Source organism: Ruegeria sp. BE9 (assembly GCF_056538765.1).
This window is the reverse complement of record NZ_JBQFTS010000005.1, coordinates 245228-270768: the sequence shown is the minus strand read 5'-3', so window position 1 is coordinate 270768 and position 25541 is coordinate 245228. Positions and strand designations below refer to the sequence as shown.

The 25541-nt window shown below is 53.7% G+C and carries 19 protein-coding genes; 6 read left to right on the top strand and 13 right to left on the bottom strand.

Annotation, left to right across the window (positions count from 1 at the left end; genetic code table 11):
* Nucleotides 1-47: 47 nt before the first annotated feature.
* The 5 genes from ACR0EO_RS15385 to cyoA are packed head-to-tail and all read right to left on the bottom strand — an operon-like array spanning nt 48 to nt 4872.
* Nucleotides 48-758: an SURF1 family protein gene (locus ACR0EO_RS15385; RefSeq protein ID WP_480691380.1), complete on the bottom strand. Its 711-nt coding sequence runs from the start codon at nt 756-758 to the stop codon at nt 48-50.
* Nucleotides 755-1111: a cytochrome o ubiquinol oxidase subunit IV gene (gene cyoD / locus ACR0EO_RS15380; RefSeq protein ID WP_480691379.1), complete on the bottom strand. Its 357-nt coding sequence runs from the start codon at nt 1109-1111 to the stop codon at nt 755-757. Before cyoD ends, ACR0EO_RS15385 begins: the two co-directional genes overlap by 4 nt.
* On the bottom strand, nt 1108-1749 hold the full coding sequence (gene cyoC / locus ACR0EO_RS15375) for a cytochrome o ubiquinol oxidase subunit III (protein ID WP_480691378.1): 642 nt from the start codon (nt 1747-1749) through the stop codon (nt 1108-1110). Before cyoC ends, cyoD begins: the two co-directional genes overlap by 4 nt.
* Nucleotides 1749-3782: a cytochrome o ubiquinol oxidase subunit I gene (cyoB, locus tag ACR0EO_RS15370; protein ID WP_480691377.1), complete on the bottom strand. Its 2034-nt coding sequence runs from the start codon at nt 3780-3782 to the stop codon at nt 1749-1751. The genes cyoC and cyoB overlap by 1 nt, the downstream gene beginning before the upstream one ends.
* A 28-nt stretch (nt 3783-3810) precedes the next feature.
* Nucleotides 3811-4872, bottom strand: a complete 1062-nt coding sequence (gene cyoA, locus ACR0EO_RS15365) for a ubiquinol oxidase subunit II (protein WP_480691376.1) — start codon at nt 4870-4872, stop codon at nt 3811-3813.
* Nucleotides 4873-5059: 187 nt separating this feature from the next.
* Between cyoA and ACR0EO_RS15360 the strand changes: the two genes are divergently transcribed.
* Complete coding sequence (locus tag ACR0EO_RS15360) at nt 5060-6331, top strand: MFS transporter (protein WP_480691375.1); 1272 nt, start codon at nt 5060-5062, stop codon at nt 6329-6331.
* 41 nt (nt 6332-6372) lie between these two features.
* Here the strand turns inward: ACR0EO_RS15360 and ACR0EO_RS15355 are convergent, their stop codons facing one another.
* The 6 genes from ACR0EO_RS15355 to ACR0EO_RS15330 form a co-directional block, all read right to left on the bottom strand.
* Entirely contained in the window at nt 6373-8163 is a 1791-nt protein-coding gene (locus tag ACR0EO_RS15355) for a cobalamin-dependent protein (protein WP_480691374.1), read from the bottom strand.
* A 137-nt stretch (nt 8164-8300) separates the two neighbouring features.
* A complete protein-coding gene (locus ACR0EO_RS15350) occupies nt 8301-9482 on the bottom strand; it encodes a DMP19 family protein (protein WP_480691373.1) in 1182 nt (393 codons plus the stop codon).
* A gap of 52 nt (nt 9483-9534) precedes the next feature.
* Nucleotides 9535-10359, bottom strand: a complete 825-nt coding sequence (gene fdhD / locus ACR0EO_RS15345) for a formate dehydrogenase accessory sulfurtransferase FdhD (RefSeq protein ID WP_480691372.1) — start codon at nt 10357-10359, stop codon at nt 9535-9537.
* Nucleotides 10356-10649, bottom strand: coding sequence for a hypothetical protein (locus ACR0EO_RS15340; protein ID WP_480691371.1), 294 nt, complete (start codon nt 10647-10649; stop codon nt 10356-10358). The genes fdhD and ACR0EO_RS15340 overlap by 4 nt, the downstream gene beginning before the upstream one ends.
* Nucleotides 10642-12948, bottom strand: a complete 2307-nt coding sequence (locus ACR0EO_RS15335) for an FdhF/YdeP family oxidoreductase (RefSeq protein WP_480691370.1) — start codon at nt 12946-12948, stop codon at nt 10642-10644. The genes ACR0EO_RS15340 and ACR0EO_RS15335 overlap by 8 nt, the downstream gene beginning before the upstream one ends.
* 417 nt (nt 12949-13365) lie before the next feature.
* Nucleotides 13366-16158 (bottom strand): bifunctional aconitate hydratase 2/2-methylisocitrate dehydratase, encoded by a 2793-nt coding sequence (locus ACR0EO_RS15330; RefSeq protein WP_480691369.1) that lies wholly within the window; start codon nt 16156-16158, stop codon nt 13366-13368.
* A gap of 312 nt (nt 16159-16470) precedes the next feature.
* On the opposite strand from ACR0EO_RS15330, the gene ACR0EO_RS15325 reads away from it, so the two are divergent.
* Complete coding sequence (locus ACR0EO_RS15325) at nt 16471-18705, top strand: methyl-accepting chemotaxis protein (RefSeq protein WP_480691368.1); 2235 nt, start codon at nt 16471-16473, stop codon at nt 18703-18705.
* Between the two features lie 135 nt (nt 18706-18840).
* Here the strand turns inward: ACR0EO_RS15325 and ACR0EO_RS15320 are convergent, their stop codons facing one another.
* Both ACR0EO_RS15320 and ACR0EO_RS15315 read right to left on the bottom strand, forming a co-directional pair.
* Nucleotides 18841-19728, bottom strand: coding sequence for an amidohydrolase family protein (locus ACR0EO_RS15320; protein ID WP_480691367.1), 888 nt, complete (start codon nt 19726-19728; stop codon nt 18841-18843).
* A complete protein-coding gene (locus tag ACR0EO_RS15315) occupies nt 19725-20726 on the bottom strand; it encodes an ester cyclase (RefSeq protein ID WP_480691366.1) in 1002 nt (333 codons plus the stop codon). The genes ACR0EO_RS15320 and ACR0EO_RS15315 overlap by 4 nt, the downstream gene beginning before the upstream one ends.
* A gap of 160 nt (nt 20727-20886) precedes the next feature.
* On the opposite strand from ACR0EO_RS15315, the gene ACR0EO_RS15310 reads away from it, so the two are divergent.
* The 4 genes from ACR0EO_RS15310 to ACR0EO_RS15295 all read left to right on the top strand — a co-directional run bounded on the left by ACR0EO_RS15310 (nt 20887) and on the right by ACR0EO_RS15295 (nt 25463).
* A complete protein-coding gene (locus ACR0EO_RS15310; protein ID WP_480691365.1) occupies nt 20887-21933 on the top strand; it encodes an ABC transporter ATP-binding protein in 1047 nt (348 codons plus the stop codon).
* A gap of 75 nt (nt 21934-22008) precedes the next feature.
* Nucleotides 22009-23220, top strand: coding sequence for an ABC transporter substrate-binding protein (locus ACR0EO_RS15305; protein ID WP_480691364.1), 1212 nt, complete (start codon nt 22009-22011; stop codon nt 23218-23220).
* Between the two features lie 64 nt (nt 23221-23284).
* Nucleotides 23285-24307 (top strand): carbohydrate ABC transporter permease, encoded by a 1023-nt coding sequence (locus ACR0EO_RS15300; protein ID WP_480691363.1) that lies wholly within the window; start codon nt 23285-23287, stop codon nt 24305-24307.
* Nucleotide 24308: 1 nt separating this feature from the next.
* Entirely contained in the window at nt 24309-25463 is a 1155-nt protein-coding gene (locus ACR0EO_RS15295) for a carbohydrate ABC transporter permease (RefSeq protein ID WP_480691362.1), read from the top strand.
* The last annotated feature ends 78 nt before the right edge of the window (nt 25464-25541 follow it).

Here is a 25541-nt window from a genome sequence, read left to right as displayed (position 1 = left end):
TACTCAGGATTTACAAGGCGCAGATTTTGTTTCTTCTGGATAACCGATTATTGTCCGGCGGTACGACCAGAACGCATGACATAAATCAGAGCAGCTACGAACAGAACTGCCATGCAATACCACGTCAAAGCATACGAAAGATGCGAATTGTTGAAATGAATGATCGTTAGGCCGCCGCGTGGCCAAGCTCCGGGCTCGCCATAATGATCGGCATCTAAAAAGTAGGGTAGCGTGTCGGCCAGCCCATTGCTCGACGACATCGCATTTGTATCGCGAGAGACCCAGCGTTTTATCGTTGGATCGTTTCGTTCAAGAAGAGTCCCGCCTTCGACCGTCGGACGCAATAAGCCGGTGACCGGAGTTGTTGGCGCGACCCAATCCGCAGGGTCTTTCGCATCAGGTGGCACAAAGCCACGATTCACCCACAGAATGCCACTTGTGGTCTTCATTGGCGACATAACCCAATACCCCGGACCAATCTCTGTGACGGCCTTCACCAATACCGCTGGGACGTCCAGAAAAATACCGTCGGCCAACACGCGCAAATAAGCATGTTGATCTGGGTCGAAAACCTCAGGCAATCCAATTGGATCGCCGAAGGCCCTCGTTTCAACAGCAGCAATCAGATCTTGTTTCCAAGCCAATCGCCGCATCTGCCAGTTACCCAGCAGAACAAACACAATGATCAACACAACCGACAGCGCCAGTAGTAGGGCGGTGACCCATTTGGGCCGTCGGGCCGTGCGGGTGTTGTTCATGGGAGGTTTCGGACCCGCTCGATCTGCTCATGTGCTGGCATCATGTTCTCATCCAGGTTCACCATCACCCAGATGGAGCCGGCCATCACAATCACCAGCAAAAGAACGGTCAAACCCAATGACATGGCTTGCCAGCCCTGTTCTGCTTTGATTGTGACATGCAGAAAGTAGTGGATGTGCACCATCATCTGCGCGGCACCGAGCGTAAAGATAATCGCCACGGCCCAGCCGGTGCTGTCTGTGACATCGCCCAACACTACCCAGAAGGGGATCAACGTCAGGACAACCGACAAAAGAAAGCCGATCATGTAGGACTTGAAGGTGCCGTGGCCCCCTTGTGCGTGATCGCTCATAGCAGAACCCCTGTCAGGTAGACCAAAGAGAAGACACCGATCCAGATCAGATCGAGGAAGTGCCAGAACAGCGACAGGCACATGACCCTACGCTTGTTTTCATGCGTCAGGCCGTGCTGACCCAGTTGGATTAACAAGACGATCAACCAGATGCTACCACCCAGAACGTGCATCCCGTGCGTGCCGACGAGGATGAAGAAGGAGGACAAGAAAGCGCTTGCCCCTGGACCTGCTCCGATATGGATCAGGTGGCTGAATTCTTCAAATTCCAGATAGAGGAACGCAGCACCGAACAGACCGGTGACAATAAGCCATAGAACCGTGCCGCGCAGGTCGTTCATGTCCATCCGCAGGACAGCGAACCCGTAAGTGATTGATGAAAATAGCAACATGAAAGTTGCCACCAAGATCATCTCGATTTCAAACAGGTCTACGGGTGCCGGACCGGCTGCATAATTCTGACCCAACACTGCATAGGTGGCGAAGAGGATACCAAAGATCAGGCAATCGCTCATCAAGTAGATCCAGAACCCAAGCATGGTTCCAGTTTCGTGGTGATGCTCTCCGTGATCGTCCCCGTGATGGGGGTCTTCGATCACGAAGAACTCTTTTGGCGTTTCGCTTGTCGTATTGCTCATTATTCCGCAGCCCCTGCCAGCTGTTGTGTCCGCTGGTTTTCGATCTCGCGCACTTCATCCGCAGGGACGTAATAGTCGCGGTCGTAGTTGAAGGTGTGAGCGATGCCATAGAGCAGCGTCGCCGCAAAGCTGAGTGCAGCAAGCCACCAGACATGCCAGACCAACGCAAAGCCCATCACGGTCAGGAACCCAGCCATCACGATCCCGGTTGCCGTGTAACGCGGCATATGGATCGGAACGAACCCTTCGGTTGGACGCGTGAACCCTTCGCGCTTCATCTGGGTGAAGGCATCCAAATCATACACCCGCGGCGAGAATGCGAAGTTGTAGTAAGGCGGCGGAGACGATGTCGACCATTCAAGTGTCCGGCCATCCCATGGGTCGCCAGTGGTGTCGCGAAGTTCATCCCGACGCATGATCGATACGATGATCTGCAAGATGAACGCGCCGATCCCGGCGGCCACAAACAACGCGCCGACAAGGGCAACTATGAAGTAGACCGAATAGAACGTGTCTTCGAACTGGCTGAGGCGGCGGGTGACGCCCATCAGGCCCAGCACGTAGAGCGGCATGAAGGCTAGATAGAAACCAATGATCCAGCACCAGAAGCTGACCTTGCCCCAGAACGGCTCAAGCTTGAAACCGAAGGCTTTGGGCCACCAGTAGATGATGCCCGCGAAGATACCGAACACCACGCCGCCGATGATCACGTTATGGAAATGCGCGATCAGGAACAGAGAGTTGTGTAGAACATAATCCGCAGGTGGCACCGCCAGAAGCACACCGGTCATGCCACCAATGACGAAGGTCAACATAAAGCCCATTACCCACAACATCGGGGTTTCGAACCGGATACGGCCTTTGTACATGGTAAACAGCCAGTTGAAGATCTTGGCCCCAGTTGGGATCGAGATGATCATTGTGGTGATACCAAAGAAGGCGTTCACATTGGCCCCTGCCCCCATCGTGAAGAAGTGGTGCAGCCAAACGATGTAGCTGAGCACCATGATCACGCAGGTCGCGTAAACCATTGAGGTGTAGCCAAACAGGCGTTTGCCGGTGAAGGTCGGCACGATTTCCGAGAAAATACCAAAGATCGGCAAGATCAGAATGTAGACCTCTGGGTGGCCCCAAATCCAAATGAGGTTCACATACATCATCGGATTGCCGCCCATGTCATTGGTGAAGAAATGGGTGCCCAAGTAACGGTCAGCTGTCAGCAGAGCGAGCGTGGCGGCCAATACCGGGAAGGTCGCCACGATCAGGATGTTGGTACAAAGCGTGGTCCAGACAAAGACCGGCATCTTCATCAGGGTCATCCCCGGCGCACGCATCTTTACGATTGTTACGACCAGGTTGATGCCCGATAGGGTCGTGCCAATCCCAGCGATGTTGAGTGACCAGAGATAATAGTCCATCCCCACGCTCGGACTGTAATCAAGCCCAGAGAACGGAGCATAGGCCAGCCAGCCGGCGGTTGAGAACTCTCCGACAAACAGCGAGACCATGATCAGAATCGCACCTGAAACGGTCAGCCAGAAGCTAAGGTTGTTCAAAAACGGAAATGCCACATCGCGCGCGCCGATCTGCAGCGGCATGACATAGTTCATAAAGCCAGTAACGAACGGCATCGCGACAAAGAAGATCATGATTACGCCATGCGCGGTGAAGATCTGGTCATAGTGGTGAGCGTTCAGATATCCTTCGCCCCCACTGGCTGCGATGGCCTGATGGCCGCGCATCAGTAGCGCGTCGGCAAAGCCCCGTAGCAGCATCACCAGACCCAGTATCATGTACATGATCCCGATCTTCTTGTGGTCGATGCTGGTGAACCATTCTTTCCAGAGATAGCCCCAAAGGCGGAAATATGTCAGCGCGCCGAACACCGCGAGGCCACCAAGGACCACACCAATGAAGGTGAAAAGCACGATCGGCTCGTAAAAGGGGAACACGTCCCAAGAGAGTTTGCCCCAAAAAGGGTCGACACCTGATGCGTGGGCGACGCCGTCTGCGGCTCCGTGAGATAGCGACATTGCGTTATCTTTCCGTTTCTTTTTCGTTTCAGTTCGCAGCCGCTGGCGGCACCAGCGTCATCGCAGTAATGATTTCGTCTTCGCGGATGCGCATCTCGGGGCGGATCATCGCCATCAACGCGCCCGGATCGTCAGCCGAGCAGATGCCGCGGAACATCTCGCGGTTGAACAGACCCTCAAGACCGCCACCACCCAATGCGTCGACCATCATCATGTCATTCAAACACAAAGAGTCATCCTCGATGCACAGGTTCACGACCTTGTCCCAGAGTCCTTCCTCTACAGAGTTATAATAGGTCACTGGATGAGAAATGCTCGGCTGGTTGAGCTGCGCAATGGTATCTCGATCCAACGCGGAACCTTCTGCGCGGACCTGTTCAACCCAAGCGTCAAAATCAGCCTGATCTTTACCATGGAACTTAAACCGCATCTGCGAGAAGCCCTCGCCACTGTAATTCGCCGAGAACCCGTCATAGACACCCGGTTCGTTGATCACTGCATTCAGTTCTGTCTGCATACCGGACATCGCGTAAATCTGTCCGGCCAAGGCAGGCACGAAGAACGAGTTCATAACTGTGGTCGATGTGATTTCGAACTTGATTGGCCGATCCACGACGGCGGCAACCTCGTTTACGGTCGCGATGCCTTCTTCGGGGTAGATGAACAACCATTTCCAATCCATAGCCGAAACCTGAATCACCATCGGCTCAACGTTGGGGTCGATCTCTTGCCCGTCCGACAAACGCGTCAGTGGTTGAAACGGATCCAGACGGTGCGTCGCAACATAAGTCAAACCTGCCAGACAGATGATGATTGCCAGAGGTACCGACCAGATAATGATTTCCAGACTGGTCGAGTGATCCCAATCAGGCTCATAGGTCGCTTGCTTATTGGATTCGCGATACTTCCAAGCAAAAAACACGGTTAGTGCCATTACCGGCAGGATGATGATCAACATCAATACTGTAGAATACAGAATAAGGTCGGCTTGTTGGGCCGCGACATCGCCAGATGGGTTCAGAACGACCATGTCGCACCCCGACAGGACGATTAGCGGCACCATTAGTGCCGCGAGAATAGCGCGCTTCATTTTTATGCGTCTCTTGGATCGGACTTGAATTGAGGAGTAGCTAAGCTGGCGAGACATTTGATGTACCTCTGCTTGCGAATGCCCTTGTGCATGTATTCCAGCCGTGCTGCAATGCGACAAAAGATGACCCAGAAATTTACCTTTGGCGACACGCTTCGGCAACACTGGGCCCAGACAGGAGTATAGCATGTCTTCCGCTGACAGCACACAACCATACACAGCGACGATCGATGAGGTCATAACCACTGTTGTTATGGCGCGGGTGACTGATTTCTTTGGGTTTTTTGTTTACGCCATCGCCTCAGCCCTTGTTTTCCCACGCCTGTTCTTCCCAATGCTGGACCCGCTGGCCGGAACTTTGGCTTCCTTTGCAATCTTCTCTCTTGCGTTCCTAGCACGTCCCGTGGCGAGCTTAGCCGGACGGACTCTGCAATACAAAATCGGCAGAGTTGGTAAGGTAACGCTGGCCCTTTTCCTGCTGGGAACATCAACTGTCGCCATTGGATTATTGCCGGGATACGAAAAGATCGGATGGTTTGCGCCCGTGCTACTTGCCGTTTTGCGCATATTACAAGGCTTGGGCCTAGGGGGTGCTTGGGATGGGCTTACGCTGCAGCTGCAAAATGCCGCGCCTGACAATCGTAAGGGCCTCTATGCAATGGTACCGCAACTGGGTGGGCCCATCGGTTTTGTGGTGGCAGCATCGATCTTTTTTGTCCTGAACGGCTTCCTGACAGAAGAAGAATTCCTCAAATGGGGCTGGCGCTTTGCCTTCTTTGCCGTCATGGCCGTTAACGTAGTGTCGCTATACGCACGAGTGCGGTTGTTGAACTCCGACTTGGGTGTTGAGCCCGAAGTGATGCAATCCGCGCCTCTTCCCGAGCTGGTTCGGGAGCAAGGCCGGACAATCTTCCTGTCTGCTTGCTTGCCTTTGGCTAGCTATGCTCTGTTCCACATGGTTACGGTCTTTCCTTTGGCTTTTGCTATGATTTATGAGCGGTTCGAGATCACGGAGGTTCTGACCGTTCAACTAATCGGTGGAGCACTGGCAATTCTGTCAGTCATTGCTTCGGGATTTCTGGCGGATCGCTATGACCGTCGGACCGTTATTCTACTAAGCACCATTATGATAGTCTTGCTTAGCCTGATGATCGGAACGCTGGCCCATTACCCTTACATCTATATCCTGTTCGGGTTTGTTGTCCTTGGTTTCGCGTATGGGCAGGCCGGTGCGATTGTGCCGAAACGGTTCCCAAAAAAGTACCGTTACTCTGGATCTGCAATGGCGACGAACCTCTCGTGGATCATCGGTGCCGCTTTCGCACCTTTGGTCGGCGTTGGCCTGACCGCAGCTTTTGGACTCTGGGCAGCAGGCCTTTATCTTCTTTCCGGCGCATTAGTAACGTTTGTAGCGCTCAATTTGCTCAACAAACGCGACGCCGCTGAAAAAGCTAGCTAACAAAGGGCTGGCCCCGCCATCGCGCGGGGTCACTTTTTTCGTTAAGCAAGTGGAACGGCAGAACCAACCAGACGTTTTAGGTTCTGACTGGCATCCTCGAGACCCAAACAAACAAGAAATCCCATCTCTTCGAGTTGACTTGTCACATCCAGGGGCAAGCTGTTGTTGCTGCGTTCTGGGATTTCATTCAAGCGGCCTCCCACAAGAACGGGCAGGTCAAGGTCAACCAAAGCCAGATGTTTCTTCAATTCTCTGGCATAGCTCAAAGCAACCCCGTTGTAGGTGCTGATTGCGATTACATCCGCGCCGCTGGCTTTTGCCAGTTCAACTACCGTGTGAGGGTCGCTTGAAACACCCCCATCTTGGACCTCAAAACCCACTTGGCTGAAAACAGTGTCCAACAGCATTTTACCGTGCTCATGAACATCTGTTGTTGCTGTAAGAATGCGGCAAGGCTGTTGCGCCACTTCGGCTAGCTCCTGCCCAGCCGGCGAGGCCAAAAAAACAGCGGCGCTTTCTTCCAATTCACTCAACGTCGTTCCTGCGACTATCGGGTAACGCCGTCCGGGCATATCCGCGCGCGGGGTGCCGCCGCCGTACATTCGCTCAAGCGCGCGCCCACCAATTCGACGTAGTGATAGCAGCAGTTCAAAGGGATCTTCAGTGTCGATTCCCGTTTCAGCAAGACCATGCAAAACCCGATCTGCAAACCCCTGCCCTTCCCGAACCAATGTCTTGCGAATCTTGTCGATCTCGCCTGTATCAAAAAGCGGCACATACCCTTCGGCCAATTCAGTCAGGCGGTGCAAGTAACACTGTGCGTCGCAAATTTCGGATACATCAGGGATGCGCTCGTTTTCCGTCACCGGCACAGGGTTCAACGCATGCCCGGTCGGCAAAAGCTTTTGGCCAACGATATCCGCTAGTAAATATGATGACAGCCCAGCGTAATTTTCAGCGTGGTTACCCTTGTACAGGACGGTTGCACCGTAAATCTGCGAGCCTGGCACCCCATCACTGATGTCTGCCAAGGCCCGCTGAAAGGCAATTCGGGCCTTGGGCTCGGTGAAGTGGTGACCGTAACAAACTGCATAAGGCGCCCCAATCAGATTGGTGACAATATGCTTTTCCAGTATCGCCTGACCCAAGGCGCAAGATAAGTCCTCGAACACAGCGGCATAACCGTCGTCGAGATTGGAATGCACAAGAACGGGAACTCTTTGCGCTGCGATAAGGCCCAGGGCTTTGACCGTACTTTGGGTTGCCTCAACATCGTCGTCGTAACTCGGCAAACGAAAAGTGAAGTACTGCCCAAGGTTTCCGATTGTAGTTGCCCCAGCCGCCAGCGCCGCACAGGTGTTCTCCAGTGCAGCGGGAAACCCAAGCATAAAGTCCCCAAAGTGCATTGCAGCAGGAGTTGCCAGTGTCAGATTTGAAAAAGCTTCAGCGTCTGGAAGAAGGACACCAGTGCCCCGCGGTTTTTCCGCGCGCATATGGCGCGGATAGCCCATCGACCAATCCAGACACACACCAAACCTGTCGATCCGCGCCCCTCGGTCCAAACAAGTTCCATACACGCGCCGTAGCGCATCTACGGTATGGGAAAGTTGTCGAAAGCCAAGATGGGCATGCTGCATAACCCGTCCGGACTTTTGAACCTCACGTTTGTACGCAATCTCATTTTCAAATGAGGTTTCCTGCTGAAAGGCACTGGATCCAACAGGCCAATCCACCGCCAGCTTTGCCCCGGCTCTAAGAAGCTCAGGCCCTTTGGCATAATCGCCAACCGGCAGCAGGTCTGCCCGATCAAGTCGTGAGGATGAAAGGATCATTGTTCTTTAATCCCACAAACGCCTCGTTTTTCAAGGCAAACCAGATGCCTTTCTGAATTCGCCCAAACTGAGCCCTTCGACCCGGCAGTCTTTCAAACTAAAACATTACTTCGGCTATGCAGATAAGGATGTCGACATCAGCTTGTAGCTTGCTTTGCTGAAGCTATTCCCGCTTCGGCCGCCATACGCTGCAATTCTGCTTGCGACAGGCTTTCCGGTTCAAAAGTTCGTAGGTCGACAAAGGTCGATTTTTCGGGACTGCCTTTAACACCCCAATCCCGGCCCATCCACCGCAACCAGAACTTCCCAGGCTCCCACTTTGGGTGTTCATAAAGACCAATTCTATTTGCTGAAAAGGGTACACCCATCTGCCACCAGCGCAGACCGACCGACTCCGGAAGGCGGAACTCCTCAGCTAGTTCCTGAACGCGGCGAATGTTCTCTATTGGAACGTGAACGGATCTAAAATTCTCTACGTCTGTAAAAGGTTCGACCAGGAGACCTGTTTCCGAGAGCTCAAATTTGAACGCACCCTTTTTAAACTCGTCGAGGTATTCCTTTATGAAAATGGCCGTTCCCTTAGCCTCGGTAGGTGACGCACGGCTTACGCCAATTGTTTCAGCGACCTGGATTGGGGCGTTTTCCCATCCCGCAGCAAGCGCGAGCCCAACATTCATCGGGTCGGAAAACCACTCGCGCACCTGTTGCGCTACTTTGCGGGCGATATGATGGCGGACAGCCGGCGTTTGGCTAATCCACTCATTCGCTAAGGTGGTGCGCTGCTTGGTTGGAACCTCGTTGTCCGTACTTTCCACGGAAAGAAGCTCGGGCCGGGCACGCAACGCATCTGCAATAGGGCCAAGCGGAGGTTGATTTTTGTGAAGCGTATAAAACGGAACATCCAGTGCCTCCAACTCCTCGGCAATCCCGCCGGAGAAACCTGTTTGGTTTGATGCTTCCTCTGGGTTTTCGGAAACCCAGGTTTTTGCTATTCGGGCAAGTGCGGCGTACTCTACAAGCCCAGCCAGATCAAAAAGGTAGACCATATTGGCCAACACCTTCTTTGCTTGCGAGCCTGCATTTCCCACGAATTGACTGTGTCCTCCGTTCAGGACTTGCCCGACATAATAATCAAAGCCAGAGCACGCCAATACAAATTCAGGAACACAATTCTCTGGCACACCTCGCCGAGTGATCAGGTTCTCTCCGTGAAAAAAGATTTGCCGAAGCAACAATTCGTCTAGTTCAGGGGTACCGCCAGCCATAGCGGACGCAGTCACCAATACCTGCATTTGCTTTTCCAAAACAATGATTTCCATGGGGACTATGGCCAAAGCAGCTTGCTTCGGAAAGGACAACCGGCAGTTGCGATCAGTATATTCGTCTCGGGTGCGCAAACACGTCACACTTGTCGCCTTTGGCATTGGCAACAAGTGTCAGGCCAGCTTGATCAGCCAGTTCAACGGCGTATGCAGTTGGGGCTGAAACTGCGATCAGCATTGGACAACCGAGCATTGTGGTTTTCTGCACCAGTTCCACAGAAACACGTGAGGTCATCACCACTGCACCACTAGAGGGGTCCACGCTACTTTGGATCAGTGCGCCAAGCAGTTTATCCAGCGCATTGTGGCGGCCAATATCCTCTCTTGCCGTTACAATCCCACGCCCAGGTCGTAGAAATCCAGCCGCATGCGCTGCCCGAGTACGATCGTGCAGCATTTGATGATCCCGCAATAATACGGTTGCGGCCGTCACCTCATCTTTGCTGATTTGCAAGGTCGAATTCGCAACATTAGCGGCAGGGCGCGCGGCTTGTTCGAGGCTATCAACCCCACACAACCCGCAACCCACCGGCCCCATCATTGCCCTACGACGCGCGGTGCTCCGCTCGGCAGCCTGAGTGGTCAGCCAAAACCGCGCCTCTATCCCCTTTTGATGAGCAACTTGTTCGAACTCGGCGATTTCGTCAGGAGAGTGAATGAACCCTTCACTCAAAGCGAACCCCAACGCAAGATCATGGATGTCTGACGGTGACCCCATCATCACCGCAGCAGTCGTACCGTTGAAAACCAGCGCCACTGGTGTTTCCTGCGCAAGCACAACAGACTTACGCTGATGATGCGGCAAGCTGATGGCGGACTTAACGATTGACGCTTCATGCTGGGCGACCTCGCTGTTCCGAAAGGACGCATTCATCGCGAATCCGTTTCCGCCACCAGCTCATGTCCACGCTGCGTCAATGAGAAAAACAGGCGTTGTGAGCGATCCGAATTGTCCTGCAGGGCAATTAAGTTTTGCTCTTCTGATAGGGCCACGCACTCCCGCAGAACAAGCGCATGTGCCAAACCCAGTTTGCTGGCAAGGCTACGGCTATCATTGGCAAGACCAGAATAGGCAGCCGCAAGCACTCCGGCCGACATCGGCGTCAAGTGATCCGGGTTTTGCTGCAGCAGATCCGATATGATGTGCAACAGTTCTTCACCCATCGCCTTGCCCTTTATTCGCGCGGAACTTAACTAACACCGATTTGGAAGCCGGAGTGAAACTCTGGTCGCCAAAGGCATTATGGGGAACCAGCACGTTCAGTTCTGGGTAATAGCCCGCCACACAACCGCGGGGAATGTCATAGGCTACCAACCTGAATCCTTCAGCGATGCGTTCAATGCCGTCTTCGTGGCATCCGATTACGTCCATCCGATCTCCGGATTTTGCGTCGATCAGCGCGATATCCTTTGGATGCATAAAGACGATTTTACGTTCGCCATAAACTCCACGATATCGGTCATCCAAGCCATAAACAGTTGTGTTGTACTGGTCGTGGGATCGAAATGTCTGCAGTACAAAGACCTGATCTTTGCTCTGAGATTTTTGCCATTCGGTTTGCTCAGGCAATGCGGAATCTGAGAAATTAGCGAGCCCCGAGGGAGTGTTCCATTCCCGAACTGCGGCGCTGTTATACAAATGAAACCCACGCGGTTTTCTCACCGCCTGATTATAGTTGGCAAACGCCGGGAGGACCATTTCGATCAGATCCCGGATTTTGTCGTTGTCATCGCCCAAAGTGTCCCAATCCAAAACCCCGCTGCCCACGGTGGCTTTAGCTATTCCTGAAACGATACGGACCTCAGACTTCAGTTCCTTGGAGGCGGGTAAGTTGATGCCGCCTGATCCGTGAACCATCGACATTGAGTCCTCGACCGTCACAATCTGGCGCACTCCGGCGGAGTTTTTGTCTATCTCAGTGCGTCCGAGACAAGGCAAAATGAAGGACAGCTTTCCCGGCAGAAGATGTCCATGGTTCAACTTGGTCGCAATGTTGACCGTCAAGTCGAGATTACCCATCGCCTTTGCAATCAATTGGCTGTCTGGCGTTGCCCGTGCAAAATTTCCGCCCAGAGCGATGAATGCTTTGGCCTGGCCGTTCAACATCGCGCCTATCGCGTGCAACACGTTATGACCCGGTTCGCGAGGCATCGGGACACCCATGACACGCTCCATTGCATCCAATAGCGGTGCCGGCGCTTTCTCGTTGATCCCAACCGTTCGGTCGCCCTGCACGTTTGAATGGCCACGCACCGGGCAAAGACCTGCTCCGGGACGCCCGATATTGCCCCTCAGGAACATAAAGTTGGCGATCTCGCGGATCGTTTGAACCGAGTGTTTGTGTTGAGTAACCCCCATTGCCCAAGTGGTTATTACGTTCTCGGCTGCCATATAGATCTCAGCAGCTTCGCGAATTTCGGTGCGAGACAAGCCCGACTGTTCTTCGACTTCATCCCAGCTGGTTTGTTCGACAACAGCGCGATACGCTTCAAAGCCGTGTGCGTGTTCGGCGATAAAAGCATCATCCAAAACTGGAGGGCGCCCTTCAGCCCGCGCAGTTTGATCTGCAGAAATCACGACTTTAGCCATGCCGCGAAAGACCGCCATATCCCCGCCCAATCGGGGGCGATAATAGTCGGTTGAAGTTGCTTCCGATCCTCCCCGGATCATTTCAAGCTTGTTTTGCGGGTCGGCAAAACGGTGCAACCCTTTTTCCTTGAGCGTATTGAAGACAACGACCCGAGCTCCACGTTGGGTTGCTTTGCGCAAGTCAGCCAGCATACGTGGGTGGTTGGTGCCTGGGTTTTGGCCGACCACAAAGATAGCATCCGCTTTCTCGAAGTCCTCAAGCTGTACTGTTCCTTTACCGATACCAATCGCCTCGGTCAGGGCAACTCCGCTAGCTTCGTGACACATGTTCGAGCAGTCGGGGAAATTGTTGGTCCCGAAAAGGCGAACAAAAGTTTGGTACAGAAATGCAGCCTCATTGCTAGCGCGGCCAGAGGTGTAAAATTCAGCTTGGTTTGGGTTGTCCAATGCGTTCAGGGCATTGCCGATTTCAGCAAACGCAGCTTCCCATTCGACTTGCTCATATTTTTCGGTTTCAGAATTGAACCTCATCGGATGAGTCAGGCGGCCTTGATGCTCCAGTTCGTAGTCCGTCCATTCCCGCAGTTCCGAGACCGTATGTTTGGCAAAAAAAGCGGGTGTCACACGGGCTTTTGTGGCCTCCCAAGCAACGGCTTTGACACCATTTTCACAAAACTCGAATGATGATCCATGCTCCGGGTCACCCCACGCGCAACCCGGACAATCAAAGCCGTCCGGTTGGTTGGCGCTGAGCATGGTGCGCGCACCTGATAATGGTTTGCCGCTGCCCATCAGTTGGCGGCCCACGCTTTTCAACGCACCCCAACCTCCTGCAGCCTTTGAGCTTTCGCGGATAGGATCTTTTTTTGACATTCCAAACCTGTTCGACCACATGCCCAACCTTCGGGCACGGCTTTTGCCATGCCCAAAGCGTGAAATGGACCCGATATGACGGTGTTAAGTTGCTCAGCTTCTTGTTTTAGGGCTCGAAATTCGAGGCAAGTCCAAGTGGCTATGCTTGAGCTTTGATGCGCTGCGATCGAGTTTCTGTCAATCGTCGCGATAGATTTTTGATAAGCGATATGTATCTAATTTCTGATTTCACGATAAGCAATCTCTATTGAAGGATCTCTAGGGTGCATAATACCCTCGACTATTTAGGGGCAGACGAAATCAAAATTCAAAGAGAGAGAAAGCGCATTGGCTGCTGCCAAAGTTGGGGTTCTGTACGAAAAAACTACCCCATTTGTGAATTGGGCGCGGTTGAAAAACCGCGCCCTTTCAAATGTCTTAGAAGTGTACCGAACGGGATGTTGCCGGTGTCTCCATTGGCGGCGCGAACTTGGTTAGGTCGATACCCTCAACGGCCACCTTGTATTCCTCCAACGTGGGCGTACGGCCCAAGATCGCAGAGAGAACGACAACCGGCGTCGATCCAAGCAGGGACTCGCCTTTCTTGGTTTCGCTGTCTGCCACCACGCGGCCCTGGAACAAGCGTGTAGATGTGGCCAGAACCGTGTCACCTTTTTCCGCTTTTTCCTGGTTCCCCATGCAGAGGTTACATCCCGGACGTTCGAGATACAGGATATTCTCGTACTCTGTCCGCGCCTTTTCTTTGGGGAAAAGATCGTCGAACTCGAACCCCGAGTACTTCTGCAGAATTGCCCAGTCACCCTCTTCTTTCAGCTCATCAATGATGTTGTAAGTCGGGGCAGCGACAACAAGCGGTGCGTTGAATTCGACTTTCCCGTACTCAGCCTCGAGGTTACGCAGCATCTGAGCCACGATCTTGATGTCACCCTTGTGAACCATACAGGACCCGACAAAGCCAAGATCGACCTTCTTCTCGGCCGCGTAGTAAGAGATCGGGCGGATCGTATCGTGCGTATAGCGCTTGGAAACGTCTGCGTTGTTCACATCCGGATCCGCGATCATAGGTTCTACGATTTGGTCCAGATCCACGACAACTTCGGCGAAGTACTTCGCATTGTCGTCAGGACGCAGGGCTGGCTTTTCGCCTGAACGGATTTCCGCGATGCGCTTATCGGCAATGTCGATCAGGCCTTGCAGCATCTGAACGTCGTTATCCATGCCTTTTTCGATCATGATCTGGATGCGCGACTTGGCGATTTCCAGCGATTCAATCAACGTGTCATCGTTGGAAATACAGATCGATGCCTTAGCCTTCATTTCGGCTGTCCAGTCGGTGAAGGTGAAGGCTTGGTCAGCCAGCAACGTACCGATATGCACCTCGATGATCCGCCCTTGGAAAACGTTATCACCATGCTGCGCCAGCATCTGAGCTTGTGTCGCATGAACCACGTCACGGAAATCCATATGCGGCGCCATCTCACCCTTGAAGGTCACCTTGACGGACTCAGGGATCGGCATTGTTGCCTCGCCGGTGGCCAGCGCCAGCGCAACTGTCCCAGAGTCAGCACCAAAGGCCACACCTTTTGACATACGTGTGTGACTGTCCCCACCGATAATGATGGCCCAGTCGTCCACGGTAATATCGTTGAGCACCTTGTGAATCACGTCTGTCATCGAGTGGTAGACGCCTTTGGGATCGCGCGCGGTAATCAGGCCAAACTTGTGCATGAACGCCATCAGACGCGGCGTGTTGGCCTGTGCCTTGAGATCCCAAACCGAAGCAGTGTGACAACCCGACTGATACGCGCCGTCTACGCTGGGCGACAGAACAGTGGCGGCCATGGCTTCAAGCTCTTGGCTGGTCATCAAGCCAGTGGTGTCCTGCGAGCCTACGATGTTCACCTTGACGCGTACGTCTGAGCCCGCATGCAGTACTTTGCCCGGAGTGGTGCCGCGCGCATTGGCGTTGAAGATCTTTTCAACGGCGGTCAGCCCTTGGTCATCGTGGCTGATTTCCTTGGACGGTGCGAAAGCAGACTTCAGTTCAACACCAAGCGCCTCACAGGCGAATGTCTGCAACTTTTTGCCAAAGACGATGGCGTAAGAGCCACCAGCCTTCATGAACTCCATCCTTTGCGGAGTGAACGAACCAGCAAGATCCACCAGTTCATCGCTGCCATCTTCGCTGTAGAGTTTCTTGTCTTTCGTGTTGATGGTCAGCACGGTGCCGGTTTCAACCGAGTACCGCTGCTCCAGGATCGGGTTACCATCATTGTTGAGGATCGCCTTGCCGTCCTCATCAACTTTCTTAACCCAGTTCTTCAGGTCGACACCGATACCACCAGTTACACCTACGGTTGTCAGGAAGATCGGCGAAATGCCATTTGTCCCGGCCACAACCGGCGCGATGTTGACAAAAGGCACATAGGGGCTGGCTTGTTTACCAGTCCAAAGCGCTACGTTGTTCACACCGGACATCCGCGAAGAGCCAACACCCATTGTGCCCTTTTCGGCGATCAACATCACACGTTTATCAGGATGCTGGAGTTTGAGTGCCTCAACCTCTTTTTGCGCCTCTTCAGAGATAAAACACTTGCCGTGTAGTTCACGGTCCGAGCGCGAGTGCGCTTGGTTGCCTGGTGAAAGAAGGTCTGTCGAAATGTCACCCTCAGCGGCGATATAAGTCACGACTTTGATTTCTTCATCCAGATCCGGAAGTTTGGTAAAGAACTCTGCATTCGAGTAGCTTTTTAGGATATCTGCGGCGACAGCATTGCCGGCGTCATAAGCGGCCTTCAGGCGGTCCGTGTCAGCTTCGTAGAGGAAAACCTGTGTCTTGAGCACTTCTGCTGCTTGCGCAGCGAGGTCTTGATCATCACCCAAAGCAACGTCCAAGAGCACTTCGATCGAAGGGCCACCCTTCATATGAGACAGCAGTTCGAAAGCGAAAGCAGGCGTGATTTCCTCGACGACCACTTCGCCGAGAATGACTGACTTGAGGAACTTAGCCTTTTCACCCGCCGCGCTGGTTGTGCCTGGCAGCGTGTTGTAAATCAGGTAATGCAGCGAATCTGCCCGATGCGGATTTCCGGCGTCTTTGATTTGCTCGATGATCTCTTTGACCAGCGCGCCATCATCGATGGGTTTTGGGCTAAGACCCTGCTCTTTGCGCGTTTCAATTTCATCCAAATAATCTGAATACTGGCTCATGGCTGTTTCCGCTTTATGTGAGTCTTCGGGTGTGTAGAAGAATTGCTGGCATTCGACCAGACCAATTTTGTATACTTTGGTATACATTTCTTATGGTGATTTCAAGACGCCGACGTGCGACATTTTTGGAATCTGAGCCAGAGCTCGCTCTTTTTTACATGTGAGCAAGTTCCTCTGCGTGTCGCTGCTGCAAAGCACTCGGCCCAGAGCTGATGCGAAAACTACACGGCCAATTATCGGGACGTTCAATAATTTGTTCAGCTATTCGTGACATTCGGCAAAGAGGAAGAGACCAAAAAACTGAGATACCTTATGCCGACATTGTTTCGTACCGTTTCGGGAAAGCTTTTGGCCGCAACAACGGCTGCAATCACCGCGCTGATGTTATGCTACACTACCTATATTGCCCTGTACCGATCAGCGCAGGTGAACGAACAAGTTCTGGAAATGGCGACCCAATCGGCCTCTGATCTGGCCCTGAACCTATCGACGGAATTGGTCAAGGCGACGTCGGCTGCAACTGCAATGAGCGGCGCACTTTCTGGGTACATGAGCGACGGAACCGCAACCACTGCAGAGGTTATTGACCTGCTGGAAGGCGTACCACAGCGTTACGAAATGGTGTTTTCATCTTATCTGAGCGCCATTCCAGACGGCACTACTGAAGACTTCATCGAAGGACCTGAGGGGCGTAACCCTGATGGCTTCTTTACGCCCTATTGGACCAAATCCGATAGTGGCGACCTGGAATTCAGCACATTTGAAGTGGACCCTAACGACACCGCCGAATGGTACCGTTTGCCGCTCGATACCGGCACCAGCACGATCACAGAACCCTACCTGACTCAACAGGGACATCTGATGACATCCATCTCGGTGCCCGTCTTCGTTGAGGATCAGATAATTGCAATCGCCGGCGTCGACATCCTGCTGAAGGAGCTAACCCGTTTCGTAAGCAATTTTTCGGCCTATGAAGGTGATCAGGTTATGCTTCTTGGGCAGAACGGTAAATGGTTGGCTCATCCGGACAGAAACCTTCTAAGCAAGCCATTTGAGGGAGAAGGCCGCTCAGAGTTTCGCACCGCGATAGAGACCGGCCAGCCTCAAGTTGTATCGGCACTTCCTAACGGTGCCACGCGACTATTTTTACCTTTTACCGCCTTCGGCATGAACAAGACTTGGGTGATCGTTCTGGATATCCCGCGTGAAGTCTTTGTTAGTCCTGTTCGACAGAGCGTCATTGAACTGTTGGTTTCAAGTTTGGTTTTGTTAGCACTGACGCTCGCCACAATCTTTTTTTCAGCACGAAAACTGGTGCAGCGTCCGCTTGGGATGATCCGCGAGGTAGTACAGGACCTGTCGAACGGAAAAGTAGACGAGCTCGTTACCCTGCCTCAAAGCAAAGACGAGATCGCAGAAATTGCAGAGTCGATTGAAACCTTGCGTCAGGGTCTGGCAAAGAAAGAACAGTTGGAAGTGTCGCGCCAAAAGGATCAGGATAATCAAGCCGCTGTTGTCCAGTCTTTAGCTCAAGGCCTGCAAAACCTTGCGGCAGGTCAACTGGATACAGAAATTTCCGAGGAAATGCCTGGCCGCTATGAAAAACTCCGGAAAGACTTCAATGCGACCGTCACCACGCTGAGTAACCTGATGGGCGACGTGATTGAGGCCGCTAGCTCTATCAACAATGGTGCCGGCGAGATCAGTCAGGCCTCGGATGACTTGTCACGGCGAACCGAAAGCCAAGCCGCAACTCTTGAACAGACAGCTGCAGCCTTGGACGAGCTTACAGCTTCTGTGAAATCCGCCGCTGATGGCGCCCGTGATGTCGAAACGACCATGTCACTCGCCAAGGCAGAAGCCGAAGAAAGCGGGAAAGTGGTTCAAAACGCTGTCGAGGCGATGAACGAGATCAAGCAGAGCTCAGCGCATATTTCTCAGATCATCTCGGTGATTGATGATATTGCTTTCCAAACCAATTTACTGGCTCTGAACGCAGGTGTTGAAGCCGCGCGCGCAGGTGAAGCAGGTCGCGGATTTGCGGTGGTCGCCTCCGAAGTGCGAGCATTGGCACAGCGTTCCTCGGATGCTGCAACTGAAATCAAAACTTTGATCGGTGACTCTTCAAGGCATGTTGAGCGCGGTGTGATCTTAGTTGGGAAGACAGGTGAGGCTCTCGAAAGCATTGTTAGTCAGGTGGCCCAGATCTCGCAGCTTGTATCGAACATAGCGGAGGGTGCTGCGGAACAGTCAACAGGGCTGGGAGAAATCAACATCGGCGTAACACAATTGGATCAGGTGACGCAGAAGAACGCAGCCATGGTTGAAGAAGCGAATGCGGCGGGGCACATGCTCAAAAGTGATGCAACGCGATTGACAGATCTTGTCAGTCGGTTCTCGACAAGTAACTCCCAGACCTCAAAGGCAAGAGTGACACCACCAAGTGCTCGTGGCAGCGATTGGGAGGATAACAAAGGCTTCACGCCAGCACCTATTGCGGCGGTTGCCGGTGGTAACTCCAACGCTAAAGTTTGGCAGGATTTTTGATTCGAAAGGTATTCCCGTCCGTGCTTCGCAACCAATAGGTTTCGGCCACAAGTGATCAATTCTCTTAGGAGAACTTTGTAACAAAGCGCTTGTGGCTGGAAGTAGCTATTTGAGCGAACCCAAGCCCGCCCACATTTAAAGATGGCCGAGTTGTGCGAACCGATAGAAATTCCTTGCCGTTTTATGAAACACATCAGGTTGGAAATCGCTTGGAATGATCTCCTCATATCGGGAAATCAACTCGGGGTAGGTGGAGCTAAGGCTGTCCACTGGAAAGTTGGAGCCAAACATGCATCGTTCGGCTCCAAACTGCGACAGGCAAGTGGAAACAATCGGTTTCACGCTATCCGCGCTCCAACCGTGGTCGAACATTCCCAGACCTGACAATTTGCACGTCACTTGTGGTAGCGTTGAAAGGCCCTGCAGTGCTTTAGCCCAAGCTTGCAAACCCTCTTTTGACCGGTTGTGCGGCGACCCAGCATGGCAAAGTGCAACCTGCGTCGCAGGCGCCTGATCCAAAACAGTTGCTGTACTTTCCATCAGTTCCGGCAACAATTGAAGGTCAAAAGAAAGTGCACGGTCTCCAAGCTGTTTGAGGCCATCAAGAAATTTGGGGTTATCCAACAAATCATTGGTGCCGGAAATCTGATCCTCTCCTGGGGCGCGGCCGATGATTTGACGCACGCCGCGCAACGAAGGCAAGGTTTGCAAGCGATCCAGCTGTTCAGACAAGTCGTCTGCGGTAAGGTCACAGAATGCCACCTGCACCAACGGCCAGTCAGGGTTCTGATCTGCGACAGACTGCACCCACTGGGCCTCGGCCCACGGATCAGCGGCCCCGACCTGAATGTGGACCGAAGCTGAAAATCCCGTGGCTTCGGCATCTGTACAGAATTCGGGCAGCAGGTAGTTGCGCTGAATCGGAGTGGGATCTCCGAAAAACCGCACTGCGCCGTTTTCCATAAGCCAAGGATACTCAACCGCACTGAGGTCCCAAAGGTGGTGATGCGCGTCTATCCTCATGGCGTTTCAATTCCTGTTGTTCGCCCCAGAATATCAATGCCCTGCTGTTTCCAAAAATGCAGCAAGTCAATGAATATCCAGTTTTCGGCCAGCTTGTCGTCCGCGCGGCGGTAGATATCAATCACCCGGAATTCTCCGGGCTTGCCGGTGGCGGGCATTCCCATAAATCCACCCGTTGGAACGGCGGTGAAGTTCGGCCAACCAAAAAAACCACCATAATGACCTTCTGCCAAACGACAGATGTGTTTGGTTTTCGAGCGATCCGAGAAAGCGGCGCGGAACGGGCCGGAATGCTGCTTTGCATAACGTTCGATCGTATAGGTGGCGCCGATACCCTCGGGCCCCCACCAGATCATATCGTCATGCCAGGTACGCGCCAATTCGTCCTCAAGAGACAATCCACTGTTCCATTGTCCCAGATCCGAGATCATCGCATTGATCGCCGCCAGCGTCTTGCGCCCCTCTTCTTCTGGCTGGTCATCGATCAGAATGCCGCCATGAGTCAGCGGCCCCGGCTGAACTAAGTGCGCGGCGGTTTGAGGCGGGAACGGATTTTGTCCGGCTTGCACCATGAGATGAGGAACGTCGAAATACATCGCCGTTTCTGCGATTTTCCCGTCGGCAATTCTGTGGAATTCGCAATAACGCAAGAATGCCATCTTACCTGTGGGCCGAATGCCCAGCCAGGGTGCGTCGAACAAGCCCATAAGATGGCCCATTGAGACGACCCATACATCCGCACCCTCCTCCAAAGAGTTGGTGCCCGCGAAAAAGACATCCTGACGGCGCTGCATTCGGCGCAGGCTGGCCCTGAGTGGCTGCCAAAATGTCCGAGCCACCGCATCGGACCCGGTGATTTCATCGAATGGATGAAAGCCGCGCCAGAGCAAATCCTCTGCGCAATAGCGCCTGAAAACATCAGGCAGATTCGAATCGCTAGATTTATCGAGGGCCTCGAAAAACGAGGACACGAGTGTTTTTTCGTTCTGAAAGCTCACGTTTGCACCACTTTTCTGATGGCTTGCTTTGGATTTAAGCGATTGAGAATCGCGATTTACAGGTTTTTTGCATACGTATGCAAAAAAGTCTTGCCAGAAATGATTCCTGAAGAATACAGTTTTGCAAACGTATGCAAAGCGAATCCTTGCAGGGGGCACCATGGCGGAAATTCAACTGCGTAACGTCGGCAAACGCTGGGGCAACTTTGTCGGGGTTCACAATTTCGACCTGACCATCGCGGACCGCGAGTTCCTGGTTCTGCTCGGCCCATCGGGCTGCGGCAAGACCACCACAATGCGCATGATCGCAGGTCTTGAGGACGTCACCGAAGGTGAACTCCTGATCGACGGCAAAGTGGTTAATGATCTCGAGCCAAAGGATCGCGACGTTGCGATGGTGTTCCAGAGCTACGCGCTCTACCCCAACATGAATGTTTATGAAAACATCCGCTTTCCGCTGAAAGTCCGCGGCATCGATCCAGCGACCCACGACGAGAAAGTTCGTCGCGCCAGCGCAATGGTCGAACTGGACGAGTTCCTGCACCGCAAGCCAGCCGAACTGTCCGGCGGTCAGCGTCAGCGTGTGGCGCTTGCACGGGCTATTGTTCGCGAACCCAACGTGTTTCTGATGGACGAGCCGCTGTCCAACCTGGATGCCAAGCTTCGTGTTTCGACCCGTGCTCAGATCAAAAACCTAAGCCACGAACTGGCCGTCACCACAATCTATGTGACCCACGATCAGATCGAGGCGATGACTTTGGCTGATCGCGTTGTGGTCATGAAAAAGGGTGTGGTTCAGCAGGTCGGCAGCCCCACCGAGATTTATGACCGCCCTGCAAACACTTTCGTGGCCAGCTTCATCGGATCGCCCGCGATGAACCTAATGGATGGCGAAGTTTCCGGCGGTGTTTTCCGTGCCGAGAACGTGGAAATTCCGGTGAATTCTGCCGATGGCCCACTGACATTGGGCTTCCGTGCAGAGGACGCCAGCATTGCCGAAGGTAAGGGCGAAATCACAGCTCCAATCTACACACTCGAACTGCTGGGCGACGCGACCATGATCTCGGTCCGTGTAGGTGGTGCGCTGGTGTCGGTCAAAGCCGACAAAGCATTCCGCGCCGAGATTGGCGAGACGGTCTCGTTCTCGGTGCCCACAGATATCTGTCACCTCTTTGAAGCTGAAAGCGGTGCTCGGATTGGGGAGTAATCCCACGAACAGCCCAAACGGGCACAACACCGGTCCGGACGTCGACGACGGACCGATCCTGACAGGGAGAAACGCATGAAACTCAAATCACTCTTCATGGCTGGTGCCATGTCTCTCGCAGCAACCGGCGCTTGGGCCGAATGCTCGTTTGAAAACGAAGTGCCGCTGAAGTCGCTCTCGGCTGGCTTTGAGGCTTGGAAAGCTGTCACAGACGCGATGGCCGAATGCGGCAACTTCAGCGCGTCGCTGGATCAGGAGTTCCGCGAAAAGCAGCCTGAAGCATTTGCTGCGAACCCCTCGCTGTACCAGATCGGTGGCGTTGCCAACGAGACCATGATCCCACTGCTGAACGCGGGCTCGCTACGTCCTCTGGATGATCTGGTCGCTAAATACGGTCAGGACTTGCTGCCGAACCAGCTGATCAAAGTGGACGGCAAGGTCATGGCGATTGCCATGATGGTGAATGCACAACACCTGATGTACCGCAACGACGTTCTGGCCGATCTGGGCATCGAAGAGCCCCAAACCTATGACGACGTTTTGGCCGCAGCTGCCAAGATCAAAGAAGCAGGCGTCATGGAGTACCCGATCGGCGGTACGTTTAAGACCGGTTGGAACCTGGCCCAGGAATTCGTCAACATGTACATGGGCGAAGGCGGTGAGTTTTTTGGCGAAGGCAATATGCCCTCGATCAACAACGAAAAAGGCGTCAAAGCGCTTGAGACAATGAAGGCGATGACCGAGTACATGGACCCGGAATTCCTGGTTTCTGACTCGACATATGTTCAGCAACAGTTCCAGCAGGGCAAAATTGCTATGGCCAACCTGTGGGCCAGCCGCGCCGCTGCGATGAACGACGAGGCTGAAAGCCAGGTTGTTGGTAAAGTCACCATGGCCTCGGCACCGATGGGCGCTGCAGCGCCTTCGACCACAATCTGGTGGGATGGCGTTGTTCTGGCGGCCAACATGAGCGACGAAGAAGCGGATGCCGCGTTCCGCGTCGTCATGGAAGGCATCGACGGTGACATGGTCAGCGCGAACAATGACACCGCCGTCTGGTTGAGCCCAGCTTATCAGCCTGGCGATCTGGCCGCTGGCGCCGCTGCTTCGGCTGAGAACGGTGCGCGGGCATACCCTGCCTCGGCTGCGATGGGTGTTCTGCACAGCGCATTGGGTAACGGTCTGGCCGACTACCTGACCGGCGCCAAAGATGCGTCCACCACTCTGGCAGACATCGAAGCCTCGTACCTGACTGCAGCTAAAGAAGCTGGCCTGGTCAACAACTAATCCTCCCTAGGGAGGGCTCCGGCCCTCCCTTCCTTCCCTCGAGAACCATGAGAAAGGCAGAGCCATGAATTTCAGGACATTTGCCGCCTTTGTTGGCCCCTCTGTCTTTATGATGCTTCTCTTTATCGCTTTCCCGTTGGTCAGCGTTTTCAAGCAGAGCTTCTATATTACTCAGCCGATTTACGAGACGGTTGAGGTCGAAACCTGCACGCCGGGCTTTCTGACCCAGACCTGTGTGACAGAGCTTAAATCACAGCCAAAGCTGGACGAACACGGCGAGGTCGTCACGCAAACGCAATATGTCGGGCTGGAAAGCTATCGGAACGTATTGGAACCCGAACGAGCATGGCGCGCAATCAGCGACGGCAGCCTGAGCGTTCTGTCGACTATCAACTTCTGGAAGGCGCTGCGGTTTACGCTCACGTTCACACTGATCACATTGCCATTGGTGATCGTATGTGGATTGGGCATTGCGGTTCTGATCAACAACGCTGCACGGGCGATCCGAGGACCGGTTATCTTTATCTCGCTGTTGCCTTTCATCATCACTCCGGTGATCGGTGTGCTATCAATCAACTGGCTTTTCCGCGGTGACGGTATCCTGACCGCGATGCTGGAGTGGTGGTTAAACCGGGATATTGCACTGTTCGCGCAAGCGTGGACCATTGAAATCTTGATGATGCTTTACCGTGTGTGGCACGTCGCGCCCTTTGCCGCCATCGTCTTCTACGCCGGTTTGCAGACCGTCAATCAGGACAGTCTGGAAAGCGCAGTGATCGATGGAGCGACCCGTTGGCAGCGCATGAAATACATCGTCATTCCGCATCTGATGCCTCTGATCATCTTTGTCTCGATGATCCATCTGATGGATGCCTACCGTGTGTTCGAAGAAATCGTAGGTTTCTCAAGCCAGGGCTACGTCATCTCGCTGCAGTGGCTGACCTATGACTTCCTCGTGCCGGATCAGGCCGGAAACCGGTCGATCAGCCGAGCCTCGGCCAGCGCCATGCTGACCATGATCGGCATCGTCATCCTGCTTATTCTTCCGCTGCGCCGGACATGGCGCGATCACAAAGGAGGTCACTGATATGTCCTCACGCGCGCTTCAACAACCTCTCGGCCTACGGCTGACGTCAAACATCTTCCTGGTTTTCTGGTGCCTGGTCGCAGCCTTCCCGATCTTCTGGATCGCTGTAATGAGCTTCAAGTCCCCAGTGGACGCTTTTGACAGCAACGCGCTGAATGTGATCTTCGGCCCCGAGACACTGTCCAAAGGCAACGGCCTGTCGTTGCTGGATATCATTCTTGGCATTGCGTTGATCTGGGGCACCATAAAGGTGGCAACCAAAACTCTGCCATCCATGGTGAAGTCCTACTCAAAGCCCGGACAGGAATGGATTGGTTGGGTCATTGGAGTACTGGCCGTAGCCATCGGTTTCGTCGTGGCGTTCTTTGTGATCCTGCCTGCGATCCTTGGCGTATTAAACCCGATCTTTGGCCCATTGGGTCGTGACGTTCTGGGCCTGACTACAGAACACTATAAAACCGTCTGGATTGACCGTGGTTTCTCGGACAATTTCCGGAACTCTCTGATCGTTACAACCGGAGTTGTGACCGTCTCGCTGACCGTTGGGACGCTGGCGGGATACGGTCTAGCGCGTTCGGGGTCTACTTTCGCGTTCTGGATCCTGATTGTAGCTCTGGTGTTCCGCGCCCTGCCACATTCGGTTCTGGTTGCAGGCTACCTGCCAGTCTTCATCAACTCGGCCGAATGGCTGAGCCCGATCCTCGGCGAAAATGCTCCGACCCTGTACGGCAAGCCTTTCGCGGTGATTGCGGTTCTGGTTGCGATTAACCAGCCCTTCACCATCTGGATGCTTCGGTCGTTCTTCCAGAACATCCCGTCCGAACTGGACGAGGCCGCTCGCGTTGATGGTTGCAGCCACTTCCAGGCCTTCCGCCGTGTCATCATGCCGGTGATGTGGCCGGGTGTGATTACCACGGGTCTGTTCAGCTTCTTGCTGGCGTACAACGACTTCCTCGTGACCTCACTGCTGCTTGACGCTCAGAACCAGACCATGGTTCCGGCCATCGTCGGTATGTTCAACCGCGAAACCACCACGACCGACCAGGTTGTTGCCGTGGCTGCGGCCGTTTCAATCACGGCGCCGCTGATCTTCCTTGTGCTGATCTTCCAGCGCCAAATCGTCAGCGGTCTGACCGCAGGGGCCGTGAAGGGCTGATGAGCAGTCGGTCGCGCAACAGCGCAGTCTCGCGCCATCCGGCGCTGAACAGAATGCCGAGGGACTTTTTGTGAAGCG

Coding starts and splice junctions, on each gene's coding strand:
- ACR0EO_RS15300 (WP_480691363.1), top strand. CDS start 23,285: ATGAATTTCAGGACATTTGCCGCCTTTGTTGGCCCCTCTGTCTTTATG.
- ACR0EO_RS15360 (WP_480691375.1), top strand. CDS start 5,060: ATGTCTTCCGCTGACAGCACACAACCATACACAGCGACGATCGATGAG.
- ACR0EO_RS15330 (WP_480691369.1), bottom strand. CDS start 16,158: ATGAGCCAGTATTCAGATTATTTGGATGAAATTGAAACGCGCAAAGAG.
- ACR0EO_RS15310 (WP_480691365.1), top strand. CDS start 20,887: ATGGCGGAAATTCAACTGCGTAACGTCGGCAAACGCTGGGGCAACTTT.
- ACR0EO_RS15305 (WP_480691364.1), top strand. CDS start 22,009: ATGAAACTCAAATCACTCTTCATGGCTGGTGCCATGTCTCTCGCAGCA.
- ACR0EO_RS15325 (WP_480691368.1), top strand. CDS start 16,471: ATGCCGACATTGTTTCGTACCGTTTCGGGAAAGCTTTTGGCCGCAACA.
- cyoA (WP_480691376.1), bottom strand. CDS start 4,872: ATGAAGCGCGCTATTCTCGCGGCACTAATGGTGCCGCTAATCGTCCTG.
- ACR0EO_RS15350 (WP_480691373.1), bottom strand. CDS start 9,482: ATGGAAATCATTGTTTTGGAAAAGCAAATGCAGGTATTGGTGACTGCG.
- ACR0EO_RS15295 (WP_480691362.1), top strand. CDS start 24,309: ATGTCCTCACGCGCGCTTCAACAACCTCTCGGCCTACGGCTGACGTCA.
- ACR0EO_RS15340 (WP_480691371.1), bottom strand. CDS start 10,649: ATGGGTGAAGAACTGTTGCACATCATATCGGATCTGCTGCAGCAAAAC.
- ACR0EO_RS15385 (WP_480691380.1), bottom strand. CDS start 758: ATGAACAACACCCGCACGGCCCGACGGCCCAAATGGGTCACCGCCCTA.
- cyoB (WP_480691377.1), bottom strand. CDS start 3,782: ATGTCGCTATCTCACGGAGCCGCAGACGGCGTCGCCCACGCATCAGGT.
- cyoD (WP_480691379.1), bottom strand. CDS start 1,111: ATGAGCGATCACGCACAAGGGGGCCACGGCACCTTCAAGTCCTACATG.
- fdhD (WP_480691372.1), bottom strand. CDS start 10,359: ATGAATGCGTCCTTTCGGAACAGCGAGGTCGCCCAGCATGAAGCGTCA.
- ACR0EO_RS15320 (WP_480691367.1), bottom strand. CDS start 19,728: ATGAGGATAGACGCGCATCACCACCTTTGGGACCTCAGTGCGGTTGAG.
- cyoC (WP_480691378.1), bottom strand. CDS start 1,749: ATGAGCAATACGACAAGCGAAACGCCAAAAGAGTTCTTCGTGATCGAA.
- ACR0EO_RS15335 (WP_480691370.1), bottom strand. CDS start 12,948: ATGTCAAAAAAAGATCCTATCCGCGAAAGCTCAAAGGCTGCAGGAGGT.
- ACR0EO_RS15355 (WP_480691374.1), bottom strand. CDS start 8,163: ATGATCCTTTCATCCTCACGACTTGATCGGGCAGACCTGCTGCCGGTT.